The following is an 18,568-nucleotide window of genomic DNA, read 5'->3' on the forward strand; positions in this document are numbered from 1 at the left end:
GACGTGCCCTCGCCGTTCCGCGCGCGGCGAGCTAGGTTCCCGCACGGATGCCGGACGCCCTCGAGACGACGCTCGCCGACGGGGTCGCCTACCGCCTGCTCGGAGCGCTCGCCGCCGAGCGCTGGAGCGACGGGACGCCGGCCCCGATCCCGCTCGGGGCACCGAAGCAGCGCGCGGTGCTCGCGCTGCTGCTGCTGCAGCGCGGCCGGGTCGTCACGACGGAGCGCCTCGCCGAGGCGCTGTGGGGCGACGCGCCGCCGCCGAGCGCGACCGCGAGCATCCAGGCCTACGTCTCGAACCTCCGGCGGGCGCTGCGAGAGGCCGCCGGCGCCACGCCGCCGATCGTGCGCCGCGGGCCGGGCTACGTCCTGACGGTCGACCCCGCGCGACTGGATCTCGCCCGCGTGGAGGCGGCGATGCCGGCGCTGCGCGAGGCCGGGGCGGCCAGGGCGTGGCCGACGCTGCTGGAGCGGGCCGAGGCGGTCCTCGCGGAGTGGCGCGGCGCGCCGCTGGAGGAGCTCGGCGAGCTGCCGTGGGTGGCGGGGGAGGCGGCCGCGCTCGAGGAGCTGCGCGCCGAGGCCCGCGATGCGCGGATCGCGGCCCTCCTGGCGCTCGGACACGCCGCGCGCGCGACCGCCGCCGCCCAGGAGCTCCGCGCCGCCCACCCGCTGCGCGATCGCGGGTGCTGGCTGGAGATGGTCGCCCTCCACGCCGCCGGGCGGACCGGGGACGCGCTGGAGCGCTACCGCGAGCACGCGCGGCGCGTCGACGCCGAGCTCGGGCTCGAGCCGGGCCGCGAGCTGCGCGAGCTGCAGGCGGCGATCCTCGCGGAGGAGTCGTGGGTCGCGCACTGGCCGCGGCCGGACGCCGCCGCGCCGGACGCCGCGCCGTCCGAGCCGCTCCACGTCGAGCCGCCCGTCGCCGAGCGACCGGGGACGGTCCCGGCCGCCGACGCGCCCCCGACCGTCCTGTCGGACGGCGCGGCCGCGGTCGAGGACGAGCTCGTCGGGCGCGGCGGGGAGCTGCCGCAGCTCGGGGCGGTGCTCGACGACGCGCGCGCCGGCCGCACGCGCTGGGTCGTCCTCGCGGGCCCGGCGGGGATCGGCAAGACCCGCCTGGCCGAGGAGATCGCCGCCCGCGCCCGGGCGGCCGGCGGGCGCGAGGCCTGGGGTCGGTGCTCCGACGAGGACGGCGCCCCGGCGTGGTGGCCGATCCGGCAGGTCGTGCGGGCGCTCGGCGAGGACCCGGATGCGCTGCTCGTCCCGCCGTCGGGCGTCGACACCGACGCGGCGCGCTTCGTCCTCTACGAGCGGGTGGCCGGCGCGCTCGAGCGCGCCGCCGGCGACGGCCCGCTCGCGATCGTCGTCGACGACGTCCAGTGGGCGGACGAGACCTCGGTGCGCTGCCTGACGCATCTCGCGGCCGCGTTGCGCGGGTTGCCCCTCGTCGTGGCGCTCACGCTGCGCGACGACGAGGACCCCGTCGTCGCGCAGGCGCTGCTCGCCGCGGTCGCGCGCGAGGGCGGGGTCCAGCTGCGCGTCGGTCCCCTGGCCGTCGCGGAGGTCGGCGAGCTCGCCCGCCGGATCGCCGGCGAGTCGCTGAGCGCCGAGCAGGTCACCGAGCTGGCGCTGCACACCGGCGGCAACCCGCTGTTCGTCCGCGAGTACGCGCGGCTCCCGTCGGCGGAGCGGGCGCGCGGCGACGTGCCGCTCGCCGTCCGCGCCGTGCTCGGTCGACGCCTGGCGGGCCTGGATCCCGAGGTCGTCGGCGTCCTGCGGGCCGCCGCGGTGGCCGGTGACGCGATCGAGATGGACTCGCTCACCGCGGCGACCGGGATGGACGGCGACGCGCTGGCGGACCTCCTGGACGAGGCCGCCGACGAGCACGTCCTCGTCGTGAGCCCGGACACCGGCGGGTACGCCTTCGCCCACGGCCTGCTCCGCCAGCAGCTGCTCGAGGGGATCCCGACGATGCGCCGCGCCCGGTTGCACGCGCGGATCGCGGGCGCGCTGGCCGGCGACGCGGACGGCGACGCGATCAGCCGCCGCGCGCACCACCTGCTCGCGGCGCTGCCCCACGTCGATCCGGCCGAGGCGCTCGGGGCCTGCCGGGCCGCCGCGGCGGTCGCCGAGCAGCGGTGGAGCGCGGAGACGGCCGCGGAGTGGTGGGCCGCGGCCCTGCGGGCGTCCGCGCTGCGGCCGGCGGCCGAGCGCTCCGTCGCCGAGGAGGACGAGCTGCGCGTCGCCCAGATCGCGGCGCTCGCTCGCGCGGGGCGCTACCAGACGCTCCTGGACCGGGTGGACGCCGCGCTGCTGGACGCCGTTCGCGAGCGACGCTGGCCGACCGCGGGCGCGCTCGCGTCCGCCGTCCTGCGCGCCGCCGGCGCCTGGCCCTGGATCTCCTACGGCGAGGACACCACGGCGCTGCAGGACCGGCTGACGCAGGTCGCCCCGCTCGTGCGCGAGGACCCGGTGGCGCACGTCCGCGTGCTCGCGGCCGCCGCGGTCGGCACCTGCTACGACCCCGACGGCGCGGTGCCCGACCGGCGCACGGCCGAGGCGCTGGCGCGGGCCGAGGAGCTCGGCGACCCGGCGGTGCTCGCCGACGCCCGGCTGGCGCGGCTCGTCTCCTACACCGGCGTGACCCACCAGGCGGAGCGCAGCCTCGCGATCGCCAACGCGCTGATCGAGGAGGGCGACCGTCACGGCGACGCCGGTGGCCCGCGACTCGGCGACGCGCCGCTGCTGCACGACCCCGCGCACCGCGCGCGGCTCGACGCGACGATCGCCCGGGCGACGTCGAGCCTCGACCGGTTCCAGCTCGGCGACGTCGCCGGCGCGACGCGCGTGGTCGCCGAGGCGGTCAACGAGGCGGACCTGCGGCGCCTGCAGGTCGTGCGGATCCAGCTGCGGTGGATGCAGGGCAACCTCGCCGCGTGGCGCGGCGAGCACGACCTCGCCGCCCGCGAGTTCGCGATCGCCCGCCGGGTCCACGGGCAGACCGAGCTCTACAACGCCGGCGCCGGGACCCTGTCCGCCCTGGCGCTGCAGCGCGAGCGCGGCGGCCTGCGGGACGCCGACCCCGGCGACGCGCCGGAGCAGGACGCCTGGATCGCGGCGATCGCCGCCGAGCGCGGCGAGCGGGACGTCGCCGGCGCGGCGGTCGACCGCTGGCTCGACGCGCCGCGTCCCTGGGTCTGGCTGACGCTCGGGCACGCGGTGCTCGTCGCGCACGCCATCGCCGACGCGGGGCTGGCGGACCGCGCGCAGCGGGCGATCGCGCTGCTGGAGCCGTTCGCCGGCCGGATCGCCGCGATCGGGCACGTCGGGACCGTCGGGCCGGTCGACCTCGCGCTCGGGCGCCTGCACGCGCTCGCCGGCGGACGCGATCGCGCGCTCGCGCTGCTGCACGGCGCCCGGGAGCTCGCGGAGCGGACCGGCGGGCGGCCGTCCGTCGCCCGCGCCCACCGCGCGCTCGCCGCCCTCGGCGCCTGAGCGCGGTCGTCGGCGCCGGACCCCGTCGTCGCCCGGCTCGCCGCGCAGCGGTCGCCGGCAGCGCCGGCCGCCCCAAGAGCACGCCAAGGACGCGCCAAGCGGGGTCGGCGAGGGTGCCGTCGTCCCGATTCCCGTCGCGGGGACGGTCGGTCCGACCGCCCCCGCCGAGCGCCAGGAGCGCCCCGTGCCGACCGTCCCGTCCGACCCGTCCACCGACCGCCCCGACGCCCCGCTGGCGCCCGCCGCGCCGCTGGCGCCCGCCGCGCCGCTGCGCGGCGCCGACGCCCCGCTCGATGCGCTGCGCGTCCGCCTCGACGGGCGACTCGCCCTCCCGGACGAGCCGGGCTACGCGGCCGCCCAGCCCTGGAACGTCGCGATTCCGGTGCGGCCGGCCGCCGTCGTCGCGGCGCGCTGCCCGCGCGACGTCGCCGAGGCCGTGCGCTTCGCCGGCGAGCACGGCCTGCGCGTCGCGGTGCAGCGGACGGGGCACGGGGCGCTGCCGCTCGACGCCGACGACGTGCTGCTCGTGCACACCGGGGCGCTCACCGACCTGCAGGTCGATCCCGTCGGCCGCACCGCGCGCGTCGGCGCCGGCTGCGTCTGGCAGCAGGTCATCGAGGCCGCCGCGCCCCACGGGCTCGTCCCGCTCTGCGGGTCCGCCCCGGGCGTCGGGGTCGCCGGGTTCCTCACCGGTGGCGGCATCGGTCCGCTCGTGCGCAGCCAGGGCCTGTCGGCGGACCGCGTCCGCGCGATCGAGGTCGTGACGGGCGAGGGCCGGATCCTGCGCGCGACGGCCGAGCAGCACAGCGACCTCTTCTGGGGCCTGCGCGGCGGGAAGGGCACGCTGGGCATCGTCACGGCCGTCGAGCTCGAGCTCCTGCCGCTGCGCGAGGTCCACGGCGGCGCCGTGTACTTCGACGGGGCGGACGCCGAGGCCGTCGTGCGGACCTGGGCGCGCTGGGCGCCGTCCCTCCCGGAGCACGCCGACACGTCGATCGCGCTGCTGCAGCTGCCGCCGCTGCCGGCCGTGCCCGAGCCGCTCGCCGGGCGCCCGACCGTCGCGGTGCGGTTCGCGAGCGTGGCGGGGGACGACGCGGCGGCGGCGCTGCTGGAGGAGCTCCGCGCCGTCGCGACCCCGCTGATCGACGCCGTCGGCCCGCTGCCGACGTCCGCGCTCGGGGCGATCCACGCCGATCCGGTCGATCCGATGCCGGTCCACGAGGGGCACGCCCTCCTGCGGGCGCTGCCCGACGACGCCGTCGACGCGCTGCTGGCGGCCGCCGGCCCGGCGGCCGGCTCGCCCCAGGTGATCGTCGAGCTGCGGCTGCTGGGCGGCGCGCTCGCCCGCGCGCCGCGCCATGCGAGCGCCTTCTGCCAGCGCGACGCCGCGTTCTCGCTGTGCACCATCGGGGTGCTCGCGCCGCCGGTCGCGGAGGCCGTCCCGGCCCACGCGACGGCGCTCGCCGCCGCGCTCGAGCCCTGGTCGACGGGCGGGCGCCTGCCGAACTTCGCGCCGAGCCCGGATCCGGCGGTGAACGACCGCTGCTACGACGCGCCGACCCGCGCGCACCTGGCGACCCTCGCCGCCCAGCACGACCCCCGCGGCGTCCTCGCGGTGGGCCAGGTCGTGCGCTCCGGCGCCCCGGCCTGACCCGCCGCCTCCCCGTTCCCGGGTGACGCGCGTCGTCCGGGGCGGGGTTCCCGGTCCTCGGTGACGCGAGTCGTCTGGGACGGGCTCTCGGTCCTGGGTGACTCGAGTCGTTTGGAGCGGGATTCCGGTCCTGGGTGACTCGAGTCGTTTGGAGCGGGATTCCGGTCCTGGGTGACTCGAGTCGTTCGGGACGGGATTCCGGGTTCTACGTGACTCGAGTCGTTTGGAGCGGGATTCCGGTCCTGGGTGACTCGAGTCGTCGAGAGGGAGAGCCCGTGGCGGTGTACCGACGCCGTTGCGGTGCACGATCGACGCGACGCGTCCGCCCCACGGAACGACCCACTCGGGATCCTCGAGCGATGACCCGAGGACGGCCGACGGAAGTCCTGATCCGGGAGGTCGCAGCCCGGCAGCACGGGGTGATCTCCCTGTGGCAGCTGCGGGCGGCCGGGCTCGCCGACAGCACGATCGTCAGCCGGTGCCGATCCGGCGTGCTCGTTCGCGTCCTTCGGGCCGTGTACGGATTCCAACCGGGCACCAGCGACGCGGGACTCGCGTTCGCGGGACTGCTCGGGGTCGGCGCCGATCGGACCCAGGCGACCGCGTCGTTGCGGGTTCCGTCGTTGGACGAGGTCCTGCTCCTGGACCCGCGGTACCGCGTGAGCCACTGGACGACCCTCCGCCTGGCCGGGGTCATCGACTACGCACCACCCGCGGTCGATGTCACCGTCGTCGGTGCCCGACGGGGAAGTCGCCTGCCGGGTGTTCGCGGGCACCGTCGGCTGCGGATGGACCCGGCGGAGCACACGACCATCATGGGCGTCCCCTCCTTCACGGTTGCCCGGGCGTTGCTCGAGGTCGCCGCCGAAGTCACGCCGCGCCACCTGCGCCGGCTCCTCCGCGAGGCGCAGTATCGGAAGGTGCTCGATCCGGCGGAGATGGGGGCGGCGCTCCGCGCCACCCCGACCCACCCCGGGACTCGGTGCTTGCGACGCGCCGATCCCGAGCTCGCGGTGACGCTCCTGGGCGACGGTCCGGTGGGTGGAGACCTCGCGCGGTTCATCGCGCACGAGCTCCGGGTCGGTCCGTGGGTTCCCCAGCTCGAGCTCCGAACGCCCGACCGCGGGTTGCGGATCGTCGACTTCGGATGCCGCCATCTGCGTCTCGCGCTCGAGGGCGATGGCGCCGACGGGCACGACACCACGCAGGGGAGGCTTCGTGACGCCGACCGGGACGCGGAGCTCGCGGCGATGGGATGGCTGACCGTTCGAGCGACCGCGGCACAGCTCGCAGACCCGGGTCGGCTGAGCCAGCAGGTTCATGCGATCGCCCGTGACCGGGGGTGGGACGGACGTCCCGTCGTCGATCGCTTCGTCGAGGTCTGACCGGCGGGCGACCAGTTCCCCAGCATCCTGTGGTCGGTGACTCGAGTCGTCTGGGACGGGGTCCCGGTCCTGAGCGACTCGAGTCGTTTGCGACGGGATTCGGGTCCTGGGTGACTCGAGTCGTCGGGAGGGGGGCGGGCGCACCTGGGTGGGTCGCCCCTCCCGCGCGCTCCCGGCCCCGCTCGTCCCCGTGCCTCAGCCCTGCTGCCAGCGCTGCTGCAGCTGGTCGACGACCGACGGGTCGGCGAGCGTCGTCGTGTCGCCGAGGTCGCGCTCCTCGGCGATGTCGCGCAGCAGGCGGCGCATGATCTTGCCCGAGCGCGTCTTCGGCAGGTCCTGGGTGAAGACGATCCGCTTCGGCCGGGCGAGCTTGCCGATCCGGTCGGCGATCGTCGCGTTGATCTCGGCCTCGACGTCGGCGCTCGCGTCCGTGCCGCCCTGGAGCGTCACGTAGGCGACGATCGCCTGGCCGGTCAGGTCGTCGGCCTTCGCCACGACCGCCGACTCGGCGACGGCCGGGTGGGCGACGATCGCGGACTCGACCTCCGCCGTCGACAGGCGGTGGCCGGAGACGTTGATCACGTCGTCGACGCGCCCGATGACCCAGGTGTAGCCGTCGGCGTCGCGGCGGGCGGAGTCGCCGACGAAGTACGTCGTGGGGCCGAACCGGTCCCAGTACGTCGAGACGTAGCGATCGGGGTCCTGGTACAGCGTGCGCAGCATCGACGGCCACGGGCGCGGGATCGCCAGCAGGCCCTCGCCCTCCTCGACGACGCCGCCCTGCTCGGCGTCGAGGACCTGCACCTCGTAGCCCGGCAGCGGCAGGCCGGCCGAGCCGGGCTTCGCGGCGTCGAGCCCGGGCAGCGTCGTGATGACGATCGCGCCGGTCTCCGTCTGCCACCACGTGTCGACGACGGGGCAGCGCTCGCCGCCGACGACGTGCCAGTACCAGAGCCACGCCTTCGGGTTGATCGGCTCGCCGACCGATCCGAGGAGCTTCAGCGAGGAGAGGTCGTGCGGTGCGACGTGCTCGACGCCCCACTTCATGCACGCCCGGATCGCGGTCGGGGCGGTGTAGAACTTCGTCACCCCGCGCCGCTCGCAGAGCTCCCACCAGATCCCCTTGTGCGGGTAGTCCGGCGCGCCCTCGTACATCACCGACGTCACGCCGTTGGCGAGCGGCCCGTAGACGATGTAGCTGTGGCCGGTGATCCAGCCGACGTCGGCCGAGCAGAAGTAGACGTCGTCGTCGTGCAGGTCGAAGACCTGGCGGTGGGTCGTCGAGGCGCCCGTCAGGTAGCCGCCGGTGGTGTGGAGGATGCCCTTGGGCTTCGCCGTCGAGCCCGACGAGTAGAGGATGAACAGCGGCGCCTCGGCGTCCATCGGCTCCGGGTCGACCGCGTCGGCGGCCTCGAGGACCTCGTCGAACCACACGTCGCGCCCGTCGGTCATCGGCACGTCGATGCCCGTGTTGCGCACGACTACGACGCGCTGCAGCGACGGCACCGCCTCGGGGCCCATGTGCTCGTCGACCGACGGCTTGATCGGGGCGGTCCTGCCCTTGCGCCGCGCGCCGTCGGCGGTGACGAGGACCTTCGCGCCCGAGACCTCCATCCGCTCCGCGACGGAGCCGGCGGAGAAGCCGCCGAAGACGACGTTGTGGACGGCGCCGATCCGGGTGCAGGCGAGCATCGCCACCACGACCTCGGGGATCATCGGCAGGTAGATCCCGACGACGTCGCCCTTGCCGACGCCGAGCTCGCGCAGCGCGCCGGCGAACCGCGCCGTCCGCTCCAGCAGCCAGGCGTAGGTGATGTCGCGGGTCTCGCCCTCCTCGCCGTGCCAGTGGTAGGCGACCTTGTCGCCGCGCCCGGCCTCGACGTGGCGATCCAGGCAGTTGTCGGAGACGTTGATCGTGCCCCCGGAGAACCAGCGGTAGAACGGCGCCTCGCTGCTGTCGAGGACCTGGTCCCAGGCGCGGGACCAGCGCAGCCGCCCGGCCTGCTCGGCCCAGTAGGCCGTGGGGTCCGCCGCGGCCCGTGCCCGGATCTCCGGGTCCGTGATCTCGGCCTGCGCCGCGAAGGCCTCCTGGGGGGCGAAGCGCTCCTGCTGCAGCAGCTCGGCCAGGCGGGCCTCGACGGAGGCCTCGGTCAGCTCACGCGCGTTCTTCGTCGTCATCTCGTGGTCGCTCTCTCCGACTGGGTGGACGCACGCGGGGCCCGCTCCGGCGGACCCACCGCGCTCGTCCTCGAACCTACACCCGGTCGCGCCCGGGATCGGGCGCTCGGGCGGTGCATCCGCGCGGCCGGGGGCCACGCGCCCCCGATCGGGGGAAGGTGGCGCGCCGGCGCTCGGCAAGGGCAACGCGACGGTCGCGGGAGGCCGCGGTCGCGCGCGCCGGCGCGCCCGGTCGACGGCACGCGGACGGCGGCCCGTCGGCCGCGATCCGCGGTGAACGGACGTTCGTGGACGAATGTCGCACGGGCGGCCGCACGGGAGAGGACCGACCGGAGCGCCGGGGTCGCGCCACGATGCCGCGCCGCGGTTCGGTTGGTTACTCGCACGCGCGGAGGCCTCGCATCGATCGTTCGTTGTGACGCGTCCGCCGCGGTGGCCAGCGTGCCGCCGCCGACCGCCGAGAGGCCGTCGCCGATCGGCGAACGATCCCGTACGGGTATCGCCTCGCGGGCGTACGGTCGGTGGCGCGCCGGCGCTTGCACGCGAGCCCGGGGGGCACCGGCGCGGCCCCTGTTCCAGCCCCCCTGGAGAGGTAGGAGGACCGATCGTGTCCACGAAGAACCTGCGGGTCGTGCTGGTGGCCGCCGTGGTGGCGGTGCTGCTCAGCGGCTCCGCCGCCACCGCTGCCCGGCTCATCACCGGCAGCCAGATCAAGAACAGCTCGATCACCGGCGCCGACATCAAGAACGGGTCGCTCACCGGCAGCGACATCAAGTCGCGCTCGATCCCCCTCGGCGACCTGAGCCGGGGGACGCAGAACCTCATCCGCGCCAAGGGCGGCGCCGGCGCGACCGGTCCGGCCGGCCCCGCCGGTCCTCAGGGCGCGCGCGGCGCGACCGGCGCCCAGGGCCCAGCCGGTCCGGCCGGCGCGAGCTTCGACCCGAAGAAGGTGACCTCCCAGACCGCGCAGCTCTTCGGGTTCACCCCCTGGTACGACACGACCGACGACGGGAGCACGATCTCGTTCTCCGACGCGGGCGTGAAGATCGACGCGAAGACCGGCGTCGCCGGCGTGCGCCTGCCGATCGCGCGCGGCACCTCGCTGTCGACGCTCAAGGAGGTCAAGTACACGCAGACCGGCAAGGCCGTGCTCGGCGTCGAGATCTACTACCGCGGCGGGCTCTTCGAGAACAGCACGGGCGGCGACGAGGCGACCCGGCGCGCCGGCAACTACCGCGGGGACTACACGACCGTCTACATCACGCCGAGCGGCGATGGCGACGTCACGCTGAACGACGCCGCCGCGGTCACGACGACCTCCGCGATCCGCAAGGGTGACGGCACCGAGGTGCTGCCCGCCGGCGCCACCACCTGGGGCGCCGTGAAGACCGCCATCGCCGACGGCGCGGGCGTCAACCCCGCCCCCGCCGACGCGCAGGCGAAGAAGGCGAACCTCGACGCCGCGCTGATCCTCGACGCGACGTTCCGGACGATCTCCAGCGCCACCGACACGACGGCCTCCTCGGCCACGGTGTCGAAGGTCTCGATCCTCCTGCGCAACGCGGAGAAGGCCGTCGAGTACGCCTTCGGCAGCTGAGGCCGGACACCGCGGGGCGCCGGCCCGGCGCCCCGCCCACCGGGGCGCGTCACCGTCGCCGGGCTCCGGGCCGGCTCGCAGACCGCCGCGGCGACCTCCGGGAGCGGTTCCCGGAACGTCGTCGCGGCATCCGCCCGGGTCGGTCGACGGAGCGTCGCTGCGACGCTCCGTCGCGATCCGCTCGTCGGCGGACGGCCCGTCGGCCCCGGCCTCCGGCCCGCGCGCGACGCGGACCGGACGGCCGCTCGGGGCGGCGCTCAATGCGCCACCGCCTCCTCGGCGCCGAGACCGGTCTCGGCGCGGACCTGCAGCTCCTCGAACCGCTCCCCGGAGGACTCGTCCTTCGACAGGACGGTGCCGAGCCAGCAGCCGAGGAAGCCGAGCGGGATCGACACGATGCCCGGGTTGCCGAGCGTCCAGCCGATCGGCGAGCCCGAGTCGTTCAGGCCCGTCGACCCGTCCGGCCCCGGCCACACGCCCGGGCTGACGATGATGAGGAAGATCGCCGAGACGATGCCGAAGGCCACGCCGGTGACCGCGCCCGCGGTGTTGAAGCGCTTCCACGTCAGGGCCAGCAGCAGCGCGGGGAAGTTCGCCGACGCGGCGACCGCGAACGCGAGGCCGACCATGAACGAGACGTTCAGGCCCTCGCCGCCGATCACGGCGATGGCGATCGCGATGACGCCGACGCCCAGCGCCGCGACGCGACCCGCCCACAGCTCCTCCTTGTCGCTCGCCTTCCCGCGCTTGACGATCCCGTTCCAGACGTCGTGGGCGACGGCGCCGGAGGCCGAGATCACGAGCCCGGCGACGACCGCGAGGATCGTCGCGAACGCGACGGCCGCGACGATCGCGAGGGCCAGCTCGCCCCCGACGGTGTCCGCGCCGCCGCCGATGAACTCCGCCAGCCGCGGCGCCGCGAGGTTGCCCGCCGGATCGATCTGCCCGCTCTCCAGCGGCGCGGAGCCGAGCAGGGCGCGCGCGCCGAAGCCCAGCGCCGTGGTCATGAGGTAGAAGGCGCCGATCAGCCCGATCGCCCAGACCACCGAGGTGCGCGCGGCCTTCGCCGTCGGGACGGTGAAGAAGCGCACGAGGATGTGCGGCAGGCCGGCGGTGCCGAGCACGAGCCCGAGGCCGAGCGACACCGTGTCGATCGGGTTCGTGTACTTCAGCCCGGGCGAGAGGTAGTTGGCGGGGTCGGGGTGGTTGTCCCGCGCGTCGGTGAAGAGGCTCAGCGGGTTGCCGCCGACCTTGATCACCACGAGGATCGTGAGGATCGTCGTCGCGGTCATGAGCAGGACGGCCTTGACGATCTGGACCCAGGTCGTCGCGAGCATCCCGCCGAGGATCACGTAGCTCAGCATGAAGACGCCGGTGAGCAGCACGGCGAGCTGGAAGCTGATCCCCATCAGCGCCTGGATGAGGACGCCGGCGCCGACCATCTGCGCGATGAGGTAGAGCGACGCGACCGTGAGCGTGCCCGACGCGGCGGCGGCGCGCGCGGGGCGCTGGCGCAGCCGGAAGGCGAGGACGTCGGCGATCGTGAACTTGCCCGAGTTGCGCATCCGCTCGGCGAGCAGGAAGAGCACGGTGAGGAACGCGACGAGGAAGCCGACGGAGTAGAGGAAGCCGTCGAAGCCGAAGAGGAAGATCAGCCCGGCGATGCCGAGGAACGACGCGGCCGACATGTAGTCGCCGGCGATCGCGAAGCCGTTCTGGACGCCGGTGATGCCGCGCCCGGCGGTGAAGAACTCCGCGCTGGAGGTGGTGCGCTTGCTCGCCCACCACGTGATGCCGAGGGTGATGCCCAGGACGATCGCGAAGATCCCGACGGCGACCCAGTTGACGCCGTCGGCGGTGGCCAGCCGGCTCATCGGACCGCCTCCGGCCGGGTCGGGGAGACCGCGCCCCCGTCGTCGCCGACCGGCCCGCCGCCGGCCGGGACGCCGAGCCCGCCGTCGCCGCCCTCGCGCAGCGCCTGCTCCCGCAGCGGGTCGAAGACGTCGCGCGAGCGCCGGACGTAGGCGATCGCGAGGCCGAAGGTCATCGCGAACTGCGTCAGCGCGAAGACGTAGCCGACGGTCAGCCCGTCGACGAGGAACTCGCCGCCCATCCAGTCCGGCGCATAGCCGGCGGCGAGGACGAACGCGAGGAACCAGACGAGGAAGAACGCGGTGGCGGGGCGCACCCAGCGGCGCTTGCGGGCGACGAGCTCCTGGAAGGCGGCGGTCCGCTCGACCCGCTGCCAGGTCGGCTCGGACGTCGCGTCGGGCGGGGGCGCGGCGCCGGGGGGCGACGCGGCCGCGGGCTGGTGGTCGGTCATGGCGTCACCGTGCACCGGGAGCCGCTCGTCGTCCGGGGCGTGCGCCTGTCGGGGCGACGGCCGCGACGAACGGCGCTTCGAAGGCGTCGAGCGGCGACCGATCCGGCGCTCGTGTGACCGGGCGCACACGCCGGCGCGCAGGCCGACGGGTGCGCGCGGCGGGGGACGGCGCGTAGGATCGCCGCGAGGAGTCGTGGCGGTCGTCCTGGGAATGCTGCTGGGGATCGCGCTGACCGTGTCGGCGCTCGCGCTGCTGCGCCTGGCGCGCCACGACCGCCGCCTGCTCGAGCCCGGCGACGAGGCCATGCGGGAGGCCCTGCACCACACGGCGGCGATGCTGCCCGAGCTGCGGCGCGGGCTCACCTCGCGCACGGCGCAGCGGACGGTCCGCCACGTGCGGGCGCTCGCCCAGGCACCGGCCGTCGCCCTGCTCGACGCCGAGGTCGTGCTCGCGGTCGACGGCGACGCGCCGCTGACGGCCGGCGAGCCGCTGCCGTCCGGCCTGCGGGACGAGGTCGGCGACGCCGGCGACCGGGTCCGCGTGCTGGACCTGCGCGACGACGGCGACCGCGGCAGGCACGTCACGCACGCCGGGGTGCTCGCCCCGCTGCGCGTCGGGGACGAGCGCGTCGGGACGCTGCTGGCGCTCTTCCCGCCCGGGCGCGTGCGCGCGGAGGACGCGCGGGTCGTAGGGGAGACCGCGTCGCTCGTCTCCGCCCAGGTCGGCCTCTCCGTGCTCGCCGAGCGCGAGGAGCGGGCCTCGACCGCCGAGCTCAAGGCGCTCCGCGCGCAGATCTCGCCGCACTTCGTCTACAACGCGATGGCCGCGATCGCGTCGCTCATCCACACCGACCCCGACGAGGCGCGCGAGCTCCTGACGGAGTTCGCGGCCTTCACGCGCTACGCCTTCCGGGAGCAGCGCAGCTACGTGACGCTCGCCGACGAGCTGCACTACGTCGAGAAGTACCTGCGGCTCGAGCAGGCCCGCTTCCGCGACCGGCTGCGCGTGCGCGTCGAGGTCGCCCCCGAGGCGCTGCAGGCCGCCGTCCCGGTGCTCTCGCTGCAGCCGCTCGTGGAGAACGCCGTCCGCCACGGCGTCGAGCAGCGCGCCGACGGCGGGCCCGGGACCGTGACGATCAGCGGCGTCGACGCCGACCGCGACGTCGTGCTGCGGATCCTCGACGACGGGCCGGGCCTCGACGCGGAGACGGCGCGCTCCGTGCTCGCCGGCGCGGGCCGCGGCGGGATCGGTCTGCGCAACGTCGACGTGCGCCTGCGCGCGTCGTTCGGCGACGGATACGGTCTGCGCGTGAGCGGCGATCCGCAGCACGGGACGACCGTCACGATGGCCGTCCCGAAGTTCCGCGCCGAGGTCCGGGCGCAGATGGCGGCCGAGGGCGCGCGATGAGCGACGCCGCGGCCCTCCGCGTGCTCGCCGTCGACGACGAGGCGCCCGCCCGCGAGGACCTCGAGCGGCTCCTGCGGGCCTCGCCCCTCGTGCGCGACGTCCGGACCGCGGCCGGGGGCGCCGAGGCGCTCGAGCTCGTGACCGCCGAGGCCGACGGCCTCGACGCGCTGTTCCTCGACGTCCGCATGCCCGGCCTCGACGGCGTGCAGCTCGCGCGGGTCCTGCGGCGCTTCGCCCGTCCGCCGGCCGTCGTCTTCGTCACCGCCTACGAGGAGGCCGCGGTCGAGGCGTTCGAGCTCGACGCGGTCGACTACCTGCTGAAGCCCGTCGCGGCGAGCCGGCTCCAGCGGGCCCTGGAGCGGGTCGCCGCCCGCACGCGGCCGACCGCGGCGCCACCGCCCGCGGCGCCCGCCGGGGAGGAGCCGTCGGTCGCCGGACGGGCCTCGGGCGAGCCCGACGCCGGCGGCGACCTCGTGCCGGTCGACAACCTCCGCGGGGGCGGGACGCGGCTCGTCCGCCGCAGCACGATCCTCTTCCTCGAGGCCAACGGCGACTACGTCCGGATCCACACGGAGGAGGGGCGCTTCCTGCTGCGCGCGCGCCTCGGGGACCTCGAGCAGCGGTGGGCCGCCCACGGCTTCGTCCGGGTGCACCGCGGGTACGTGGTGAACCTCGAGCGGGCCACCGAGCTGGACCCGCAGCTCGGCGGCACGGCGACCCTCCGCTTCCCGGGCGGGCACGAGGTCCCGGTCGCCCGTCGGCAGGTCGCGGAGCTGCGCCGGAGGTTGCGGGTGTGAGCCGGCGCCGGGCCCGACGCCCGCCGGCCTGGCGCGGCGGTCCCGGCCGGGCAGCCCGACCGCCGGGCAGCGCGCCCGCCGTGGCGCGTCGCGAGCTCGACGAGGCGACGCCGCACGCGCAGCTCTTCCTCGATCGCCTGCGCCGGGCGCACCTGTCGCTCGCGGGCGTCGCGGCGCTCGCCGGCGGCGGGCTGCTCGCGGCGCTGCCGCTCGTCGCGCTCGCGCTGCCCGCGCTGGACGACGACGCCTGGCTCGGCGTGCCGTGGCCGGTGCTCCTGCTGCTGACCCCCTACCCGCTGCTCGTCGCGCTCGCCTGGCTCTACGTCCGTCGCGCCGACGCTCTGGACGAGGCGTTCCTCGCGCTCGTCGCCGAGGACGAGGAGCCCGAGCCCGGTCCGCCGGACGCGCCGGGCTCCCGCCGCTGATGCTCGCGATCGGCGCGATCGTCGCCGTCACCACCGGCGCCCTGGGCATCGGCGCCTGGGGGGTCCGGTGGGCGCGCACGACGTCGGACCTCTTCGTCGCCAGCCGGGCGGTCACCCCGTGGTGGAACGCGGCGGCGATCTCGGGCGAGTACCTCTCGGCCGCGTCGTTCCTCGGCGTCGCCGGCCTGACGATGCGCTCCGGCCTCGCGGCGCTCTGGCTGCCGGTCGGGTTCACCGCCGGGTACCTGGCGCTGCTGCTGTTCGTCGCCGCGCCGCTGCGCCGCTCCGGGGCGTACACGCTGCCCGACTTCGTGGAGGTCCGGCTCGGCGACCGCGGCCTGCGGACGGTCGCGTCGCTCATCGTCCTGGCGATCGGGGTGCTGTACGTCGTGCCGCAGCTGCGCGGCGCGGGACTCGTGCTCGGCGAGGTCGCCGACGTGCCCTACACCGCCGGGATCGTGCTCGCGGCGGCGGTCGTCGTCGGCAGCGTCGCGCTCGGCGGCATGCGGGCCGTGACGTACGTCCAGGCGTTCCAGTACTGGGTGAAGATCGTCGCGATCAGCCTGCCCGCCTGCCTCATGGTCGTCCACCTCGGCGGCCTGCCCGAGCGCGCGGCCCTGCTCGGTCGCGAGCTGCCCACGGTCGGGGACCGCGGCCTCACCATCCGCCTCGCCGAGCCGACGACCGTCGTCTTCCCCCGGACGGTCCGCGTGCGCGTCGTCGCCGACGAGGAGCTGCGGGACGCGCCGGCCCTCGCGCGCGCCGTCCCGGACGCGGGTCGCGCGCGCGAGGGCGCGCCCCCGGAGCGCGTCGGGGCGGTCCGCGTCGTCCCGGCGGGCGACGCGGCGCGGCTGCCGGCCGGCGCGCTCGTGCTGCCGCCGCGCGCGACGCTGCCCGTCGCCGAGGGGATCACCGCGAAGACCGGCCAGGAGTGGGCGCGGCCCGCCGGCGGCGAGGGGCGCGGCAGCCCGCTCTTCCTCTACTCGCTGCTCGTCGCGACGTTCCTCGGGACGATGGGGCTGCCCCACATCCTCGTCCGCTTCTACACGAACGCGACCGGGTCGGCCGCGCGCCACACGACGGTGCGGGTGCTCGGCCTGCTCGGCGTCTTCTACCTCTTCCCGGTCGTCTACGGCCTGCTCGGGCGGGTGCTCGTGCCGGAGCTCTACGTCACCGGCCAGACCGACCTCGTCGTGCTGCGCCTGCCCGAGGCGGTGTTCGACGACGCGACGGGGCGCACGCTCGTGGCGGTCGTCGCCGCCGGCGCGTTCGCGGCCTTCGTCTCGACGGCCTCGGGCCTCCTCGTCTCCACCGCCGGGACCGTCGCCTACGACCTGCTGCCGCGCCTGCGCCGGGGCGCGGCGGCCGGCGGCCGGCGGTCCGCGCCGCTCGCGCGGGGTCCGTCGACGCCGACCCTCGATCCGGCGACGGAGGATCCGGCCGCGCTGCGCCGGCGCCGCTTCCGGGTGTCAGCGCTGGCGGCGATCGTCGTGCCGGCGCTCCTGGCGATCGCGGCGCGAGGGCTCGACATCACGATCCTCGTCTCGTGGTCGTTCGCGCTGGCGGCGTCGACGTTCTGCCCGCTGCTGCTGCTCGGCATCTGGTGGACGGGCCTGACCCCGCGCGGCGCCCTCGCCGGGATGCTCGCCGGCGGCGCGGTGGCGAGCGCCGGGATCGTCGCGGCGCTCGCGGGCGGCGAGGCGATGGAGGAGTCGCTGCTCTCCCAGCCGGCGGTCGTCTCCGTCCCGCTGGCGTTCGCCACGATGTGGCTCGTCTCCCGCCGCGACGAGCCACTGCCGCGGGCGCAGGTCGCCGCCGCGATGCGCGCGATGCACGCGCCCGAGCGCGCCGGCTGACCCGGCCGCCGCCGCGAGGGGCCGGAGGCGCCGCGCGGAAGCCCGCGGGTGCGCCGCCGCCACGACGACGCCGCCGGCCGGCGATGGCGCGGCCGGGGAGGCCGTCGCGCGGTCGGGCAGCGGCGGGCGCTCCCGCGACGGCGCACCCCGACGCTCGTGCTCGGCGCGGGTGGCGCGTAGGGTCCCTCCGCACGTGCCCGATCCGCCGACGACCGCCGCCCGCGCCGAGCCGCCCCTGATCGCGCCGGGACGCCGCGGCCTCGTGCTGGCGCTGGCGATCGCGCTGCTCGCCGCGATCGCGCTGCCGGTCGCCTGGCACCACTGGATCGGCGCGCTGCCCGGCGAGCTCTTCCTCCTCGCGCGCCGCATCGGACCGAACGGCGGCCTCGAGCACCAGGCGTGGCACGTCTCGATGCTCCTCTCGGAGGTCGGCACCCCCGTTCCGGCGACGGCGCTGCTCGTCCTGACGGCCTGGGCGGTCCGCCGCCGCCTCGGCGTCCGGGCGGCGGCGCTCGTCGTGCTGGCGACCGCGGGCACGCTCTGGGCCGACGTCCTCAAGGCGGCGTTCGGCCCGAGCCCGATCCCGCAGATCGACGCGGCGTTCCACCACGTCGGCAGCTATCCGAGCGGCCACGTCGCCTGGGCGACGACGTACCTCGGCGCGCTCGTGCTGCTCGGGGTGCGCCGGCGCGCGCCGGACCTCGTCGCCGCGGCGGGACTCGTGCTGCTGCTCATGGGTCCCTCCCGGATCGCGATCCGCGCCCACGCGCTGAGCGACGTGCTCGGCGGGTACCTGCTCGGCCTCGGCTGGCTGCTCGTCGCCGCGCTGCTCGTCGACCGGTGGGCCGCGCGGTCGCGGGCCGCTCCGCCCACGGGCTGAGCAGCGCCGCGCCGGTGCCGCGACGGGCGGGGCCCGACGCGTTCCGACCCCGGGCCCGGGCGCCCGGTGGGGTCGAGCGCGCCGGGAGCATGCGGGCCGTCCCCGCCGGGTAGGGGTCGGGCGAGCGGGCCCGCGCGGGCGACGGGCGCGTTCGACGGACACCGGTGTACGCCGACCTCCGGACCGCATAGAGTGCCGCCCGAGGGGAGAAACGATGTACACCGCTGCCCAAGACTCCGCCCGACGCGTCGCCCCGTCCGGGATCGACGGCCTCGTCCTGCGGCTGGGACGTGCCGTGCACGCCGGTGCGGTCGTCGTGGCCGTCGTGACGAGCCTCCTTCTGCCGCTCCTCCCGCTGCTGGCCCCGCACGTGGATCGCGAGTTCGTGCTGCCGCTGCCGCTCCCGGTGGCGCTCATCGTCGTCGGGGTCGCCGCGGTCGTCGTGGTCGGGGCGCTGCATCCGGCGCTGTACCCCGCGCGCGGCCGCGAGCGCGCACGCTCGCGCGACTGACGGCGTCCAGGCCGGCGGCCTGTCAGCATCGGACGATCCGCCGATCGGAAGCGCAACGCCGGA

The 18,568-nt window shown here is 76.3% G+C and carries 13 protein-coding genes and 1 pseudogene; 11 read left to right on the top strand and 3 right to left on the bottom strand.

Translation table 11 applies throughout. The annotated features are described in order from the left end of the window. Window positions 1-47: 47 nt before the first annotated feature. The 4 genes and pseudogenes from SK069_RS05495 (at window position 48) to SK069_RS05505 (ending at window position 6,530) form a co-directional block, all read left to right on the top strand. Entirely contained in the window at window positions 48-3,494 is a 3,447-nt protein-coding gene (locus SK069_RS05495) for a BTAD domain-containing putative transcriptional regulator (protein ID WP_319953190.1), read from the top strand. A 268-nt stretch (window positions 3,495-3,762) separates the two neighbouring features. Beyond that, window positions 3,763-5,145 carry an FAD-binding oxidoreductase gene (locus SK069_RS05500; RefSeq protein WP_406628262.1) on the top strand — a complete coding sequence of 461 codons (1,383 nt, stop codon included), beginning with the start codon at window positions 3,763-3,765 and terminating at the stop codon, window positions 5,143-5,145. Window positions 5,146-5,504: 359 nt separating this feature from the next. Then, window positions 5,505-5,657 (top strand): annotated as a pseudogene (locus tag SK069_RS20230) (type IV toxin-antitoxin system AbiEi family antitoxin domain-containing protein); the annotation flags it as partial. A gap of 3 nt (window positions 5,658-5,660) precedes the next feature. Further along, complete coding sequence (locus SK069_RS05505) at window positions 5,661-6,530, top strand: DUF559 domain-containing protein (RefSeq protein WP_319953192.1); 870 nt, start codon at window positions 5,661-5,663, stop codon at window positions 6,528-6,530. 195 nt (window positions 6,531-6,725) lie between these two features. Here SK069_RS05505 and acs read toward each other — a convergent pair whose 3' ends face one another. After that, window positions 6,726-8,708 carry an acetate--CoA ligase gene (gene acs, locus SK069_RS05510; RefSeq protein ID WP_319953193.1) on the bottom strand — a complete coding sequence of 661 codons (1,983 nt, stop codon included), beginning with the start codon at window positions 8,706-8,708 and terminating at the stop codon, window positions 6,726-6,728. Between the two features lie 607 nt (window positions 8,709-9,315). On the opposite strand from acs, the gene SK069_RS05515 reads away from it, so the two are divergent. Further along, complete coding sequence (locus SK069_RS05515; RefSeq protein WP_319953194.1) at window positions 9,316-10,305, top strand: hypothetical protein; 990 nt, start codon at window positions 9,316-9,318, stop codon at window positions 10,303-10,305. A 257-nt stretch (window positions 10,306-10,562) separates the two neighbouring features. Here SK069_RS05515 and SK069_RS05520 read toward each other — a convergent pair whose 3' ends face one another. Then, window positions 10,563-12,179, bottom strand: a complete 1,617-nt coding sequence (locus SK069_RS05520; protein ID WP_319953195.1) for a solute symporter family protein — start codon at window positions 12,177-12,179, stop codon at window positions 10,563-10,565. Further along, the gene (locus SK069_RS05525) at window positions 12,176-12,628 is read right to left on the bottom strand and encodes a DUF485 domain-containing protein (RefSeq protein WP_319953196.1); all 453 of its coding nucleotides are present in this window, start codon (window positions 12,626-12,628) and stop codon (window positions 12,176-12,178) included. The genes SK069_RS05520 and SK069_RS05525 overlap by 4 nt, the downstream gene beginning before the upstream one ends. Window positions 12,629-12,821: 193 nt before the next feature. On the opposite strand from SK069_RS05525, the gene SK069_RS05530 reads away from it, so the two are divergent. The 6 genes from SK069_RS05530 (at window position 12,822) to SK069_RS05555 (ending at window position 18,505) form a co-directional block, all read left to right on the top strand. Beyond that, window positions 12,822-14,036 (top strand): sensor histidine kinase, encoded by a 1,215-nt coding sequence (locus SK069_RS05530; RefSeq protein ID WP_319953197.1) that lies wholly within the window; start codon window positions 12,822-12,824, stop codon window positions 14,034-14,036. Further along, window positions 14,033-14,833 carry a LytR/AlgR family response regulator transcription factor gene (locus tag SK069_RS05535; RefSeq protein WP_319953198.1) on the top strand — a complete coding sequence of 267 codons (801 nt, stop codon included), beginning with the start codon at window positions 14,033-14,035 and terminating at the stop codon, window positions 14,831-14,833. The genes SK069_RS05530 and SK069_RS05535 overlap by 4 nt, the downstream gene beginning before the upstream one ends. A gap of 80 nt (window positions 14,834-14,913) precedes the next feature. Continuing rightward, window positions 14,914-15,258 carry a hypothetical protein gene (locus SK069_RS05540; RefSeq protein WP_319953199.1) on the top strand — a complete coding sequence of 115 codons (345 nt, stop codon included), beginning with the start codon at window positions 14,914-14,916 and terminating at the stop codon, window positions 15,256-15,258. Continuing rightward, window positions 15,258-17,114 carry a sodium/solute symporter gene (locus SK069_RS05545; RefSeq protein WP_319953200.1) on the top strand — a complete coding sequence of 619 codons (1,857 nt, stop codon included), beginning with the start codon at window positions 15,258-15,260 and terminating at the stop codon, window positions 17,112-17,114. The genes SK069_RS05540 and SK069_RS05545 overlap by 1 nt, the downstream gene beginning before the upstream one ends. Window positions 17,115-17,307: 193 nt before the next feature. Then, the gene (locus SK069_RS05550) at window positions 17,308-17,994 is read left to right on the top strand and encodes a phosphatase PAP2 family protein (protein ID WP_319953201.1); all 687 of its coding nucleotides are present in this window, start codon (window positions 17,308-17,310) and stop codon (window positions 17,992-17,994) included. Between the two features lie 214 nt (window positions 17,995-18,208). Continuing rightward, window positions 18,209-18,505 carry a hypothetical protein gene (locus tag SK069_RS05555; RefSeq protein WP_319953202.1) on the top strand — a complete coding sequence of 99 codons (297 nt, stop codon included), beginning with the start codon at window positions 18,209-18,211 and terminating at the stop codon, window positions 18,503-18,505. The last annotated feature ends 63 nt before the right edge of the window (window positions 18,506-18,568 follow it).

The organism is Patulibacter brassicae, from assembly GCF_033949425.1.
GTDB classification, from domain to species: Bacteria; Actinomycetota; Thermoleophilia; order Solirubrobacterales; family Solirubrobacteraceae; genus Patulibacter; species Patulibacter brassicae.

What these genes read in the sequence shown, in the direction of transcription:
- SK069_RS05495 (WP_319953190.1), top strand. Translation starts at nt 48, where the DNA reads ATGCCGGACGCCCTCGAGACGACGCTCGCCGACGGGGTCGCCTACCGC.
- acs (WP_319953193.1), bottom strand. Translation starts at nt 8,708, where the DNA reads ATGACGACGAAGAACGCGCGTGAGCTGACCGAGGCCTCCGTCGAGGCC.
- SK069_RS05520 (WP_319953195.1), bottom strand. Translation starts at nt 12,179, where the DNA reads ATGAGCCGGCTGGCCACCGCCGACGGCGTCAACTGGGTCGCCGTCGGG.
- SK069_RS05525 (WP_319953196.1), bottom strand. Translation starts at nt 12,628, where the DNA reads ATGACCGACCACCAGCCCGCGGCCGCGTCGCCCCCCGGCGCCGCGCCC.
- SK069_RS05535 (WP_319953198.1), top strand. Translation starts at nt 14,033, where the DNA reads ATGAGCGACGCCGCGGCCCTCCGCGTGCTCGCCGTCGACGACGAGGCG.
- SK069_RS05545 (WP_319953200.1), top strand. Translation starts at nt 15,258, where the DNA reads ATGCTCGCGATCGGCGCGATCGTCGCCGTCACCACCGGCGCCCTGGGC.
- SK069_RS05555 (WP_319953202.1), top strand. Translation starts at nt 18,209, where the DNA reads ATGTACACCGCTGCCCAAGACTCCGCCCGACGCGTCGCCCCGTCCGGG.